This is a genomic window from Streptomyces phytophilus, from assembly GCF_013870535.1.
Lineage (GTDB): Bacteria > Actinomycetota > Actinomycetes > Streptomycetales > Streptomycetaceae > Streptomyces > Streptomyces phytophilus.
In genome coordinates, this window is the sequence record NZ_JACBXC010000084.1 from 1 (window position 1) to 11,151 (window position 11,151).

General features: G+C 67.7%; 21 protein-coding genes. All 21 read left to right on the forward strand.

All coding sequences use genetic code 11. From position 1 onward, the window contains the following. The first annotated feature begins 87 nt into the window (after nucleotides 1-87). The 21 genes from rplP to rpsD all read left to right on the forward strand — a co-directional run bounded on the left by rplP (nucleotide 88) and on the right by rpsD (nucleotide 11,033). The gene (gene rplP, locus H5J30_RS07570; RefSeq protein ID WP_018834841.1) at nucleotides 88-507 is read left to right on the forward strand and encodes a 50S ribosomal protein L16; all 420 of its coding nucleotides are present in this window, start codon (nucleotides 88-90) and stop codon (nucleotides 505-507) included. After that, entirely contained in the window at nucleotides 507-749 is a 243-nt protein-coding gene (gene rpmC, locus H5J30_RS07575; RefSeq protein WP_018834840.1) for a 50S ribosomal protein L29, read from the forward strand. The genes rplP and rpmC overlap by 1 nt, the downstream gene beginning before the upstream one ends. Further along, nucleotides 749-1,039, forward strand: coding sequence for a 30S ribosomal protein S17 (rpsQ, locus tag H5J30_RS07580; protein ID WP_181786385.1), 291 nt, complete (start codon nucleotides 749-751; stop codon nucleotides 1,037-1,039). Before rpmC ends, rpsQ begins: the two co-directional genes overlap by 1 nt. 99 nt (nucleotides 1,040-1,138) lie before the next feature. After that, nucleotides 1,139-1,507, forward strand: coding sequence for a 50S ribosomal protein L14 (gene rplN, locus H5J30_RS07585; RefSeq protein WP_018834838.1), 369 nt, complete (start codon nucleotides 1,139-1,141; stop codon nucleotides 1,505-1,507). 3 nt (nucleotides 1,508-1,510) lie between these two features. Next, nucleotides 1,511-1,834 carry a 50S ribosomal protein L24 gene (gene rplX / locus H5J30_RS07590; RefSeq protein WP_181786386.1) on the forward strand — a complete coding sequence of 108 codons (324 nt, stop codon included), beginning with the start codon at nucleotides 1,511-1,513 and terminating at the stop codon, nucleotides 1,832-1,834. Beyond that, the gene (rplE, locus tag H5J30_RS07595; RefSeq protein WP_018834836.1) at nucleotides 1,834-2,394 is read left to right on the forward strand and encodes a 50S ribosomal protein L5; all 561 of its coding nucleotides are present in this window, start codon (nucleotides 1,834-1,836) and stop codon (nucleotides 2,392-2,394) included. Before rplX ends, rplE begins: the two co-directional genes overlap by 1 nt. 3 nt (nucleotides 2,395-2,397) lie before the next feature. Next, complete coding sequence (locus tag H5J30_RS07600) at nucleotides 2,398-2,583, forward strand: type Z 30S ribosomal protein S14 (protein ID WP_018834835.1); 186 nt, start codon at nucleotides 2,398-2,400, stop codon at nucleotides 2,581-2,583. 129 nt (nucleotides 2,584-2,712) lie between these two features. Then, entirely contained in the window at nucleotides 2,713-3,111 is a 399-nt protein-coding gene (gene rpsH, locus H5J30_RS07605) for a 30S ribosomal protein S8 (protein WP_181786387.1), read from the forward strand. A gap of 23 nt (nucleotides 3,112-3,134) precedes the next feature. Further along, nucleotides 3,135-3,674: a 50S ribosomal protein L6 gene (gene rplF, locus H5J30_RS07610; protein WP_181786388.1), complete on the forward strand. Its 540-nt coding sequence runs from the start codon at nucleotides 3,135-3,137 to the stop codon at nucleotides 3,672-3,674. 3 nt (nucleotides 3,675-3,677) lie between these two features. Then, a complete protein-coding gene (gene rplR, locus H5J30_RS07615; protein WP_181786389.1) occupies nucleotides 3,678-4,061 on the forward strand; it encodes a 50S ribosomal protein L18 in 384 nt (127 codons plus the stop codon). A 13-nt stretch (nucleotides 4,062-4,074) separates the two neighbouring features. Continuing rightward, complete coding sequence (gene rpsE / locus H5J30_RS07620) at nucleotides 4,075-4,677, forward strand: 30S ribosomal protein S5 (RefSeq protein ID WP_018834831.1); 603 nt, start codon at nucleotides 4,075-4,077, stop codon at nucleotides 4,675-4,677. Beyond that, nucleotides 4,677-4,859 carry a 50S ribosomal protein L30 gene (gene rpmD / locus H5J30_RS07625; RefSeq protein ID WP_018834830.1) on the forward strand — a complete coding sequence of 61 codons (183 nt, stop codon included), beginning with the start codon at nucleotides 4,677-4,679 and terminating at the stop codon, nucleotides 4,857-4,859. Before rpsE ends, rpmD begins: the two co-directional genes overlap by 1 nt. Nucleotide 4,860: 1 nt before the next feature. Next, nucleotides 4,861-5,331, forward strand: a complete 471-nt coding sequence (rplO, locus tag H5J30_RS07630) for a 50S ribosomal protein L15 (protein WP_181786390.1) — start codon at nucleotides 4,861-4,863, stop codon at nucleotides 5,329-5,331. 196 nt (nucleotides 5,332-5,527) lie between these two features. Beyond that, nucleotides 5,528-6,841, forward strand: coding sequence for a preprotein translocase subunit SecY (secY, locus tag H5J30_RS07635; RefSeq protein ID WP_181786391.1), 1,314 nt, complete (start codon nucleotides 5,528-5,530; stop codon nucleotides 6,839-6,841). Continuing rightward, the gene (locus H5J30_RS07640) at nucleotides 6,841-7,488 is read left to right on the forward strand and encodes an adenylate kinase (RefSeq protein WP_181786392.1); all 648 of its coding nucleotides are present in this window, start codon (nucleotides 6,841-6,843) and stop codon (nucleotides 7,486-7,488) included. The genes secY and H5J30_RS07640 overlap by 1 nt, the downstream gene beginning before the upstream one ends. Before the next feature lie 438 nt (nucleotides 7,489-7,926). Continuing rightward, the gene (gene map, locus H5J30_RS07645) at nucleotides 7,927-8,763 is read left to right on the forward strand and encodes a type I methionyl aminopeptidase (RefSeq protein WP_181786393.1); all 837 of its coding nucleotides are present in this window, start codon (nucleotides 7,927-7,929) and stop codon (nucleotides 8,761-8,763) included. A gap of 175 nt (nucleotides 8,764-8,938) precedes the next feature. Next, the gene (gene infA, locus H5J30_RS07650) at nucleotides 8,939-9,160 is read left to right on the forward strand and encodes a translation initiation factor IF-1 (protein ID WP_003948620.1); all 222 of its coding nucleotides are present in this window, start codon (nucleotides 8,939-8,941) and stop codon (nucleotides 9,158-9,160) included. A 58-nt stretch (nucleotides 9,161-9,218) separates the two neighbouring features. Next, entirely contained in the window at nucleotides 9,219-9,332 is a 114-nt protein-coding gene (gene rpmJ / locus H5J30_RS07655) for a 50S ribosomal protein L36 (RefSeq protein WP_009740505.1), read from the forward strand. Between the two features lie 192 nt (nucleotides 9,333-9,524). After that, nucleotides 9,525-9,905: a 30S ribosomal protein S13 gene (rpsM, locus tag H5J30_RS07660; RefSeq protein WP_181786394.1), complete on the forward strand. Its 381-nt coding sequence runs from the start codon at nucleotides 9,525-9,527 to the stop codon at nucleotides 9,903-9,905. A gap of 69 nt (nucleotides 9,906-9,974) precedes the next feature. After that, on the forward strand, nucleotides 9,975-10,379 hold the full coding sequence (gene rpsK, locus H5J30_RS07665; RefSeq protein WP_018834824.1) for a 30S ribosomal protein S11: 405 nt from the start codon (nucleotides 9,975-9,977) through the stop codon (nucleotides 10,377-10,379). Nucleotides 10,380-10,406: 27 nt separating this feature from the next. Further along, the gene (gene rpsD / locus H5J30_RS07670) at nucleotides 10,407-11,033 is read left to right on the forward strand and encodes a 30S ribosomal protein S4 (RefSeq protein ID WP_018842032.1); all 627 of its coding nucleotides are present in this window, start codon (nucleotides 10,407-10,409) and stop codon (nucleotides 11,031-11,033) included. Nucleotides 11,034-11,151 lie beyond the last annotated feature (118 nt).

Consider the following 11,151-nt stretch of genomic DNA (forward strand, 5'->3'; position numbering starts at 1 on the left):
GAGGCCCCCCGGGCCGAGGCCGCGAGCCCCGCTGCCGGTAGTGCCGCGGGCCCCGCTGCCGACAGCACCGGAACGGAGGGCTGACCCATGCTCATCCCTCGTAGGGTCAAGCACCGCAAGCAGCACCACCCGAAGCGGCGCGGTCTCGCCAAGGGCGGCACCGAGCTGGCGTTCGGCGACTACGGTATCCAGGCCGCGACGGCCGCGTACGTCACCAACCGGCAGATCGAGGCCGCGCGTATCGCCATGACGCGGCACATCAAGCGTGGCGGCAAGGTGTGGATCAACATCTACCCGGACCGCCCGCTGACCAAGAAGCCCGCCGAGACTCGCATGGGCTCCGGCAAGGGCTCGCCGGAGTGGTGGATCGCGAACGTCAAGCCCGGACGCGTGATGTTCGAGCTGTCGTACCCGAACGAGAAGATCGCTCGTGAGGCGCTGACCCGCGCGGCTCACAAGCTTCCGATGAAGTGCCGGATCGTCCGGCGCGAGGGTGGTGAGTCGTGATGGCCGCCGGTACCAAGGCGACCGAGCTGCGCCAGCTCTCCAACGATGACCTCGTGGAGAAGCTGCGCGAGGCCAAGGAGGAGCTGTTCAACCTCCGCTTCCAGGCGGCGACCGGACAGCTTGAGAACCACGGCCGGCTGAGGGCCGTCCGCAAGGACATCGCCCGGATCTACACCCTGATGCGCGAGCGCGAGCTCGGCATCGACACGGTGGAGAGCGCCGATACGGTGGAGAGCGCCTGATGAGCGAGACGAATGTGACCGAAGAAGAGACCCAGACCGCGCGCGGCTTCCGCAAGACCCGCGAGGGCCTCGTCGTCAGCGACAAGATGGACAAGACCGTCGTCGTCGCCGTCGAGGACCGCGTCAAGCACGCGCTGTACGGCAAGGTCATCCGCCGTACGAACAAGCTCAAGGCGCACGACGAGCAGAACAGCTGCGGCGTCGGCGACCGTGTCCTCCTCATGGAGACCCGGCCGCTGTCGGCGACCAAGCGCTGGCGCGTCGTCGAGATCCTAGAGAAGGCCAAGTAAGTATTCCTGGGGGGAGCCCCCAGGACGGTTCCGCCAGGCTCGGCGGGTCCCCGTGTACACAGGGCCCGCCGGGAACCGGCAGACGATCAGGAGATAGACGTGATCCAGCAGGAGTCGCGACTCAAAGTCGCCGACAACACGGGTGCGAAGGAGATTCTTTGCATCCGTGTGCTCGGCGGATCGGGCCGCCGCTACGCGGGTATCGGTGACGTGGTCGTCGCCACCGTCAAGGATGCGATCCCCGGTGGCAACGTGAAGAAGGGCGACGTCGTCAAGGCGGTCGTCGTGCGCACCGTCAAGGAGCGCCGCCGGCCGGACGGTTCGTACATCCGCTTCGACGAGAACGCCGCCGTCATCCTCAAGGCGGACGGCGACCCCCGCGGCACCCGTATCTTCGGCCCGGTCGGCCGTGAGCTGCGCGAGAAGAGGTTCATGAAGATCATCTCGCTCGCGCCGGAGGTGCTGTAGCACATGAAGATCAAGAAGGGCGACCTGGTTCAGGTCATCACCGGCAAGGACAGGGGCAAGCAGGGCAAGGTCATCGCGGCCTTCCCGCGCGAGGACCGCGTCCTGGTCGAGGGTGTCAACCGGGTCAAGAAGCACACCAAGGCCGGCCAGACGGCCCGCGGGTCCAAGACCGGCGGGATCATCACGACCGAGGCCCCGATTCACGTCAGCAACGTTCAGCTGGTGGTGGAGAAGGACGGCCAGAAGGTCGTGACCCGGGTCGGCTACCGCTTCGACGACGAGGGCAACAAGTTCCGCGTTGCCAAGCGGACGGGTGAGGACATCTGATGACTGCCACCACCACCGTCCCGCGCCTCAAGCAGCGCTACCGGGACGAGATCCAGGCCAAGCTGAAGGACGAGTTCTCGTACGAGAACGTCATGCAGATCCCCGGCCTGACCAAGATCGTGGTCAACATGGGTGTGGGCGACGCCGCCCGCGACTCCAAGCTGATCGAGGGCGCCATCAAGGACCTCGCCACGATCACCGGCCAGAAGCCGTCCGTGACCAAGGCCAGGAAGTCCATCGCGCAGTTCAAGCTGCGTGAGGGCATGCCGATCGGCGCCCACGTCACGCTCCGCGGCGACCGGATGTGGGAGTTCCTCGACCGGCTGCTGTCGCTCGCGCTGCCGCGCATCCGCGACTTCCGCGGCCTGTCGCCGAAGCAGTTCGACGGCCGGGGCAACTACACCTTCGGTCTCACGGAGCAGGTCATGTTCCACGAGATCGACCCTGACAAGATCGACCGGGTCCGGGGCATGGACATCACCGTGGTCACCACGGCGAGCAACGACGACGAGGGCCGCGCCCTGCTTCGTCTCCTCGGCTTCCCGTTCAAGGAGGCATGAGCCGTGGCAAAGAAGGCCCTGATCGCGAAGGCCGGCCGTAAGCCGAAGTTCAAGGTGCGCGGTTACACGCGCTGCCAGCGCTGCGGCCGTCCGCACTCCGTGTACCGCAAGTTCGGCCTGTGCCGCGTGTGCCTGCGTGAGATGGCGCACCGGGGCGAGCTGCCGGGCGTGACCAAGAGCTCCTGGTGATCCGCCGGATCACCGGGACGCTTTGACCGACTACTACGCCGTAGGTCCCCGCACCACACCCGTCCTCGTACCGAGGGAGAGGGACGGTGCAGACAGGAAACCGCGGCGAGAGAGGCCGAAGGCCATCACATGACCATGACCGATCCGATCGCAGACATGCTGACCCGTCTGCGGAACGCGAACTCGGCGTACCACGACACCGTGACGATGCCGCACAGCAAGATCAAGACGCACATCGCGGAGATCCTCCAGCAGGAGGGCTACATCAGCGGCTGGAAGACCGAGGAGGCCCGCGTGGGCCAGAGCCTCGTGCTGGAGCTGAAGTACGGCCCGAACCGCGAGCGCTCGATCGCCGGCATCAAGCGGATCTCGAAGCCGGGTCTTCGGGTCTACGCAAAGTCCACCAATCTGCCGAAGGTGCTCGGCGGCCTGGGCGTGGCGATCATCTCCACTTCCCACGGGCTGCTCACCGGCAAGCAGGCAGGCAAGAAGGGCGTGGGCGGGGAAGTCCTCGCCTACGTCTGGTAACGGAAGGGAACGGAGGTAAAGCCATGTCGCGTATTGGCAAGCTGCCCATCCAGGTTCCCGCCGGCGTGGACGTCACCATCGATGGCCGTACGGTCAACGTGAAGGGCCCCAAGGGCGCCCTCTCGCACACCGTCGTCGCGCCCATCGACGTCGCCCGTGGCGACGACGGCACGATCGTCGTCAGCCGCCCGAACGACGAGCGCAAGAGCCGGGCGCTGCACGGCCTGTCGCGCACGCTGGTGGCGAACATGGTCACCGGTGTGACCCAGGGTTACGTGAAGAAGCTGGAGATCAGCGGGGTCGGCTACCGCGTCCAGGCGAAGGGCTCCAACCTGGAGTTCTCGCTGGGCTACAGCCACCCGATCCTCATCGAGGCCCCCCAGGGCATCACCTTCAAGGTCGAGAACCCGACGCACTTCAGCGTCGAGGGCATCGACAAGCAGAAGGTCGGCGAGGTCGCCGCGAAGATCCGCAAGCTGCGCAAGCCCGACCCGTACAAGGCCAAGGGTGTCAAGTACGAGGGCGAGTACATCCAGCGCAAGGTCGGAAAGGCGGGTAAGTAAGCCATGGCATACGGTGTGAAGATCGCCAAGGGCAGTGCCCGCAAGGCGGCCGCCGTCAAGCGCCGGCACATCCGCGTGCGGAAGAAGATCTCCGGTACGCCGGAGCGTCCGCGCCTGGTCGTGACCCGCTCGAACCGCCACATGGTCGCGCAGGTCGTCGACGACCTCGCCGGCCACACGGTGGCTTCGGCCTCCTCGATGGACACGTCCATCCGCGGCGCCGAGGGCGACAAGACCGCGCAGGCCAAGCAGGTCGGCGCGCTGGTCGCCGAGCGGGCGAAGGCCGCCGGAGTCGAGGCCGTGGTGTTCGACCGCGGTGGCAACAAGTACGCCGGGCGTATTGCCGCTCTGGCCGACGCCGCCCGCGATGCCGGGCTGAAGTTCTGAGAGAGGAAGACCAATGGCTGGACCCCAGCGCCGCGGTGGCGGCGCCGGCGGCGGCGAGCGGCGGGACCGGAAGGGCCGGGACGGCGGCAATGCTGCCGACAAGACCGCGTATGTTGAGCGCGTTGTCGCGATCAACCGAGTCGCCAAGGTTGTGAAGGGTGGTCGTCGCTTCAGCTTCACCGCGCTGGTCGTGGTGGGCGACGGTGACGGCACCGTGGGTGTCGGGTACGGGAAGGCCAAGGAGGTGCCGGCCGCCATCGCCAAGGGTGTGGAGGAGGCCAAGAAGCACTTCTTCAAGGTCCCCCGGATCCAGGGCACCATCCCGCACCCGATCCAGGGTGAGGAGGCCGCGGGTGTCGTGCTGCTCAAGCCGGCGTCGCCGGGTACCGGCGTGATCGCCGGCGGCCCGGTGCGTGCCGTGCTGGAGTGCGCGGGCATCCACGACGTGCTGAGCAAGTCGCTCGGCTCGTCGAACCCGATCAACATCGTGCACGCCACGACGGCTGCCCTGAAGGGCCTGCAGCGCCCCGAGGAGATCGCCGCCCGCCGTGGCCTGCCGCTGGAGGACGTGGCGCCCGCCGCTATGCTGCGCGCCCGCGCAGGGGTGAACGGCTGATGGCACAGCTCAAGATCACCCAGAGCAAGTCCTACATCGGGAGCAAGCAGAACCACCGGGACACGCTGCGTACGCTCGGCCTGCGCCGGCTGCACGACAGCGTCGTCCGCGATGACAGTCCCCAGGTGCGCGGCATGGTGCACACCGTCCGCCACCTGGTGACGGTCGAGGAGGTCGACTGACATGGCCGTCCAGGACGCGGCGGAGCAGAAGCCGCTGAAGATCCACAACCTGCGGCCGGCCCCGGGCGCCAAGAAGCCGAAGACCCGTGTGGGTCGAGGCGAGGCGTCCAAGGGCAAGACCGCGGGCCGCGGCACCAAGGGCACCAAGGCCCGCTACCAGGTGCCGGAGCGCTTCGAGGGCGGGCAGATGCCGCTGCACATGCGGCTGCCGAAGCTCAAGGGCTTCAAGAACCCCGCCCGCAAGGTGTACCAGGTGGTGAACCTGGACAAGCTGGCCGAGCTGTACCCCGCGGGCGGCGAGGTCACGGTGGCCGACCTGGTCGCCAAGGGCGCGGTGCGCAAGAACGAGCTCGTGAAGGTGCTGGGCAACGGGGACATCTCCGTGGCGCTGCAGGTGGCCGTCGACAAGGTCTCCGGCTCCGCCCGCGAGAAGATCACCGCGGCCGGTGGCTCCGTCACCGAGCGCGTCTGAGTGTGACGAGCAACCGGGGATGTCCCGCATGGGCATCCCCGGTTGGTCGTTCCACGGCAGCGGCACCCCCCGGTAAGGTGGCGTGCACTGTCCCTACCCGCGCGGGCGTACGCCTGCGTGGGATGTCTACCGACCATCCGCTGAACAAATGACTCGTCAGCCCCCGTGATCAAGCACGGGGGCCGCAGGAGGCACCGTGCTCACCGCGTTCGCCCGGGCGTTCAAGACACCCGACCTGCGCAAGAAGCTGCTGTTCGTGCTGGGCATCATCGTGATCTACCGGCTCGGTGCGCAGATTCCGGTCCCCGGAACCGACTACCAGGCCGTGCAGCAATGCATGGACGAGGCCAACGCCAACCAGGGCCTGTTCGGCCTGGTCAACATGTTCAGCGGTGGGGCCCTCCTGCAGATCACCATCTTCGCACTGGGGATCATGCCGTACATCACGGCGAGCATCATCCTGCAACTGCTGACGGTGGTGATCCCGCGGCTGGAGGCCCTGAAGAAGGAGGGCCAGTCCGGCACCGCGAAGATCACACAGTACACGCGCTATCTGACCGTCGCCCTCGCCGTGCTGCAGGGCACCGGTCTGGTCGCCACGGCGCGTAGCGGCTCGCTCTTCCCGCAGTGTCAGGTCAACGACCAGATCATCCCCGACGACTCGATCTTCATCATCATCACGATGGTGATCTGCATGACCGCGGGCACCGCCGCCGTCATGTGGCTCGGCGAGCTGATCACCGACCGCGGCATCGGCAACGGCATGTCGATGCTGATGTTCATCTCGATCGCCGCCGGCTTCCCCGGCGCCCTGTGGAACATCAAGCAGTCCGGCAAGATCATCGACGGCTGGGGCGAGTTCATCGTCGTCATCGCGCTCGGCCTGGCGATGGTCGGCCTGGTGGTCTTCGTCGAGCAGGCGCAGCGCCGCGTCCCCGTGCAGTACGCGAAGCGCATGATCGGGCGCCGCTCCTACGGCGGCACCTCGACGTACATCCCGCTGAAGGTCAACCAGGCGGGCGTCATCCCGGTCATCTTCGCGTCCTCGCTGCTCTACATTCCCGCCCTGATCGTGCAGTTCACCGGCTCCACGTCCGGCTGGGCCCAGTGGATCGAGCAGAACTTCGTCACCGGCGACCACCCGGTGTACATCCTCACGTACTTCCTCATGATCGTGTTCTTCGCGTTCTTCTACGTGGCGATCACGTTCAACCCCGAGGAAGTCGCCGACAACATGAAGAAGTACGGTGGCTTCATCCCGGGCATCCGGGCCGGCCGTCCCACCGCGGAGTACTTGAGCTACGTACTCAACCGGATCACCTGGCCGGGCTCGCTCTATCTGGGTCTGATCGCGCTGGTACCGACAGTGGCGTTGGTGCTGTTCAACGCGAACCAGAACTTCCCCTTCGGCGGCACAAGCATCCTCATCATCGTGGGTGTCGGGCTGGAGACGGTGAAGCAGATCGAGAGCAAGCTGCAGCAGCATCACTACGAAGGGTTCCTCCGCTGATGCGAATCGTCCTCGTCGGGCCCCCCGGTGCGGGCAAGGGCACGCAGGCCGCCCTGCTCGCCAAGAACCTGTCGATCCCGCACGTCTCCACCGGCGACCTCTTCCGTGCCAACATCAGCAAGGGCACGGAGCTGGGTCGGCAGGCGAAGGCGTACATGGAGGCGGGCAACCTGGTGCCGGACGAGGTAACCGTGGGGATGGCCTGGGACCGCATGGAGCAGCCCGACGCCGCGGGCGGCTTCCTGCTGGACGGCTTCCCGCGGAACGTGGCGCAGGCGGTGTCGCTCGACGGGCTGCTGAAGGAGGCCGGGCTCGAACTCGACGCCGTGCTCGATCTCGAAGTGCCGGAGGACGAGGTCGTCAAGCGCATCGCCGGCCGCCGGATCTGCCGCAACGACAGCAGCCACGTCTTCCACGTCACGTACTCCCCGCCGGAGCGCGAGGGCGTGTGCGACGTCTGCGGCGGCGAGCTGTACCAGCGCGACGACGACAACGAGGACACCGTCCGCCGCCGGCTGGAGGTCTACCACGAGGAGACCGAGCCGATCATCGACTACTTCAAGGCCCAGGGCCTGGTGACCACGATCTCGGCGCTCGGCTCCGTGGCCGAGGTCACCCGGCGGGCGATGCGGGCGCTGCCGGGCTAGGGCCTGTCGCCGATCTCGCGTCGTTCGCCCGAAGGGCAGGCGGTGCGGCGTCTGGTGCGTGCGATCGCAAGGCGGAGGGTCGGCCGCATAGTGGGCCTATTCGGTCGATCCCGACAACGCGGCGAGCGTGCGTGCCAGGCGTCGCACTGCAGGCGGGAGATCGGCGACAGGCCCTGGGTGCCCGCAGACCGGTCCTGAGCCGCCGTCCCGCCGCGGACGTCCAGCCGGTCCCCGCCCGCGGGGGCCGGCTGCCGCGGTTCCAGGGCCCGTACGGGCCCTGGCGCGGACTCCGCGGTCCCCAGGGGCCGCACGGCCCCCGTACGACGCCGTACGACCCTTCTACGCCCGGTCGCGCCGGTCCCCGTCCGGCGGGCCGCGCCGGGCACGTATCGTGGACGGGGGAGACGTCCCTCGCCGGCCCAGGAGGCAGCAGCCGTCATGGTGGAGATCAAGACCCCGGAACAGATCGCGAAGATGCGGGCCGCCGGCCTCGTCGTCGCGGCCATGCACCAGGCGTGCGCCGCCGCCGCCGTGCCCGGGGCCACCACGAAGGACCTCGACGAGATCGCCGCCAAGGTCCTCGCCGACCACGGCGCCAAGCCGAACTTCCTGGGGTACGGGGGCTTCCCCGGCAACATCTGCACGTCGGTCAACGACGTCGTCGTCCACGGCATCCCGGACCGGGAGACCGTGCTGCGCGAGGGCGACGTGATCTCCATCGACGCCGGCGCCATCGTCGACGGCTGGCACGCGGACGCCGCCATCACGGCCTTCGTCGGCTCCGGTCACAAGGCGGAGCTGCACGAGCTGAGCCGGGTGACCGAGGAGTCCATGTGGGCCGGCATCGCGGCCGTCCGCAAGGGCCACCGGCTCGTGGACATCTCCGCGGCCATCGAGGGCTACATCCGCCGCCAGCCGCGCCCGGCCGCCGGCAAGTACGGCATCGTCGAGGACTACGGGGGCCACGGCATCGGCTCGCAGATGCACATGGACCCGCACCTGCTGAACTACGTCGACAAGCGCCGCGGCCGCGGCCCCAAGCTCGTCCCGGGGTTCTGCATCGCGATCGAGCCCATGGTCAGCCTCGGCACCCCGCGCACGCACGTGCTGGCCGACGAGTGGACGGTCAAGACGGACGACGGCAGCTGGTCGAGCCACTGGGAGCACTCGGTGGCCCTGACCGAGGCCGGCCCGCTGGTGCTGACGGCCCCGGACGGCGGCCGCGGGAAGCTCGCGGCGTACGGGATCACTGCGGCCCCGGATCCGCTGGACTGACGCCGGGGCGCGCGCCCCGGCGCCCGGCCGCCGGGTGCTTAATGATCTTGCGGAGCGGGCACACTCCCGATTTCGCCTTTCAGGTCGGGTCGCGTAGACTGACTCGTCGGTCCCCGTGCACCCGTGTGCCCCGGACCATCCAGGTAGCCGAATCCGGAAGGTGAAGCGCTCAAGCATGGCCAAAAAACAAGGGGCCATCGAGATCGAGGGCACCGTCGTCGAGTCTCTGCCGAACGCGATGTTCAAGGTGGAGCTCCAGAACGGGCACCAGGTCCTCGCGCACATCAGCGGCAAGATGCGGATGCACTACATCCGTATCCTTCCCGACGACAGGGTCGTAGTGGAGCTTTCTCCGTACGACCTGACGCGCGGACGGATCGTCTACCGCTACAAGTAGATCTTGCTTCGTCCCGCTCCCGTGGGGCGGGGCACCGACCCGGAGAACCTCCAGACACATGAAGGTCAAGCCGAGCGTCAAGAAGATCTGCGACAAGTGCAAGGTGATCCGCCGCCACGGCCGGGTCATGGTCATCTGCGAAAACCTGCGCCACAAGCAGCGCCAGGGCTGACGTACGCCGACCCATCGCCTCGCACGCTCGCAGCTCATCGCGCGACGCAACAAGCGAAAAGTAAGAGCAGCCACCCGACCCCCACGAACGTGTGTGGGACGACACCCCCGGCTCGGAGGCCGGGGACCCGGCTCGTAGCAAATTACGGGAACGGTGCTGCGGAAGACCTCCGACAAGACACAGGAGCCTTTAATGGCACGCGTTGCAGGTGTCGACATCCCACGCGAGAAGCGTGTGGAGGTCGCCCTCACCTACGTGTTCGGCATCGGCCGGACGCTCTCCCAGCAGACGCTGGCCGCGACCGGGGTGAGCCCCGACACCCGCGTCCGCGATCTGACCGAGGAAGAGCTGGTCAAGATCCGCGAGTTCGTGGACAACAACCTCAGGACCGAGGGTGACCTCCGCCGCGAAGTCCAGGCGGACATCCGGCGCAAGGTCGAGATCGGCTGCTACCAGGGCCTGCGGCACCGCCGCGGACTGCCCGTCCACGGTCAGCGCACCTCCACCAACGCCCGCACCCGCAAGGGCCCGCGTCGCGCCATCGCCGGCAAGAAGAAGCCGGGCAAGAAGTAGTCCGCAGCGGTCCGCTCCGTGCGTCCGCATCGCTGCAGGACCGACCACCTCCACGGGAGATAACACCGAATGCCTCCGAAGAGCCGGGCGGCCGGGGCCAAGAAGGTCCGCCGCAAGGAAAAGAAGAATGTGGCCCATGGCCACGCTCACATCAAGAGCACGTTCAACAACACGATCATCTCGATCACCGACCCGTCCGGGAACGTGATCTCGTGGGCCTCCGCCGGCCATGTCGGCTTCAAGGGCTCGCGCAAGTCGACGCCCTTCGCCGCCCAGATGGCTGCCGAGTCCGCCGCCCGCCGCGCCCAGGAGCACGGCATGCGCAAGGTCGACGTCTTCGTGAAGGGTCCCGGCTCCGGCCGTGAGACCGCGATCCGCTCCCTCCAGGCCACCGGCCTTGAGGTCGGGTCCATCCAGGACGTCACGCCCACCCCGCACAACGGCTGCCGCCCGCCGAAGCGCCGCCGGGTCTGAGAAAAGCGAAGTAGGAGACGACAAGACATGGCGCGTTACACCGGGGCCGACTGCAAGCGTTGCCGTCGGGAGAAGCAGAAGCTCTTCCTCAAGGGAGCCAAGTGCGAGAGCGCTAAGTGCCCGATCGAGATCCGTCCTTACCCCCCGGGTGAGCACGGGCGCGGGCGCACCAAGGACAGCGAGTACCTGCTGCAGAAGCGCGAGAAGCAGAAGTGCGCGCGCATCTACGGGGTGCTGGAGAAGCAGTTCCGCGGTTACTACAACGAGGCCAACCGGCAGTCCGGCAAGACCGGTGAGAACCTGCTGCGCATCCTCGAAACGCGGCTGGACAACGTGGTCTACCGGGCCGGCTTCGCCAAGTCCCGCGACCACGCCCGCCAGCTGGTCAGGCACGGCCACATCACGGTCAACGGGCGCAAGACCGACATTCCGTCGGCCCGCGTCGTGCCGAACGACATCATCGAGGTCCGCGAGTCCTCCAGGAACCTGACCCCGTTCGCGGTGGCGCAGGCGGAGGCCGGCGACAGGACCGTCCCGGCCTGGCTGGAGGCGATTCCGTCGAACCTGCGGATCCTCGTGCACAGCCTGCCCGAGCGCCAGGTGATCGACACCCAGGTGCAGGAGCAGCTCATCGTCGAGCTCTACTCGAAGTAGGTCTTCGGGCGGTGCTCGCAGGTACGGGCGGTATGGCGCGTTTGCGTCGTGCCGCCCGTACCCTGGTCGGTAGAGCGGGCGTCAAATAGCGGGCGCCCACGACTGAAGGAACACGTCT

Bases quoted from the DNA above. Each gene is read 5' to 3' on its own strand.
- rplP (WP_018834841.1), top strand. From the start codon at position 88: ATGCTCATCCCTCGTAGGGTCAAGCACCGCAAGCAGCACCACCCGAAG.
- rpmC (WP_018834840.1), top strand. From the start codon at position 507: ATGGCCGCCGGTACCAAGGCGACCGAGCTGCGCCAGCTCTCCAACGAT.
- rpsQ (WP_181786385.1), top strand. From the start codon at position 749: ATGAGCGAGACGAATGTGACCGAAGAAGAGACCCAGACCGCGCGCGGC.
- rplX (WP_181786386.1), top strand. From the start codon at position 1,511: ATGAAGATCAAGAAGGGCGACCTGGTTCAGGTCATCACCGGCAAGGAC.
- rplE (WP_018834836.1), top strand. From the start codon at position 1,834: ATGACTGCCACCACCACCGTCCCGCGCCTCAAGCAGCGCTACCGGGAC.
- rpsH (WP_181786387.1), top strand. From the start codon at position 2,713: ATGACCATGACCGATCCGATCGCAGACATGCTGACCCGTCTGCGGAAC.
- rplF (WP_181786388.1), top strand. From the start codon at position 3,135: ATGTCGCGTATTGGCAAGCTGCCCATCCAGGTTCCCGCCGGCGTGGAC.
- rplR (WP_181786389.1), top strand. From the start codon at position 3,678: ATGGCATACGGTGTGAAGATCGCCAAGGGCAGTGCCCGCAAGGCGGCC.
- rpsE (WP_018834831.1), top strand. From the start codon at position 4,075: ATGGCTGGACCCCAGCGCCGCGGTGGCGGCGCCGGCGGCGGCGAGCGG.
- rpmD (WP_018834830.1), top strand. From the start codon at position 4,677: ATGGCACAGCTCAAGATCACCCAGAGCAAGTCCTACATCGGGAGCAAG.
- rplO (WP_181786390.1), top strand. From the start codon at position 4,861: ATGGCCGTCCAGGACGCGGCGGAGCAGAAGCCGCTGAAGATCCACAAC.
- H5J30_RS07640 (WP_181786392.1), top strand. From the start codon at position 6,841: ATGCGAATCGTCCTCGTCGGGCCCCCCGGTGCGGGCAAGGGCACGCAG.
- map (WP_181786393.1), top strand. From the start codon at position 7,927: ATGGTGGAGATCAAGACCCCGGAACAGATCGCGAAGATGCGGGCCGCC.
- infA (WP_003948620.1), top strand. From the start codon at position 8,939: ATGGCCAAAAAACAAGGGGCCATCGAGATCGAGGGCACCGTCGTCGAG.
- rpmJ (WP_009740505.1), top strand. From the start codon at position 9,219: ATGAAGGTCAAGCCGAGCGTCAAGAAGATCTGCGACAAGTGCAAGGTG.
- rpsM (WP_181786394.1), top strand. From the start codon at position 9,525: ATGGCACGCGTTGCAGGTGTCGACATCCCACGCGAGAAGCGTGTGGAG.
- rpsK (WP_018834824.1), top strand. From the start codon at position 9,975: ATGCCTCCGAAGAGCCGGGCGGCCGGGGCCAAGAAGGTCCGCCGCAAG.
- rpsD (WP_018842032.1), top strand. From the start codon at position 10,407: ATGGCGCGTTACACCGGGGCCGACTGCAAGCGTTGCCGTCGGGAGAAG.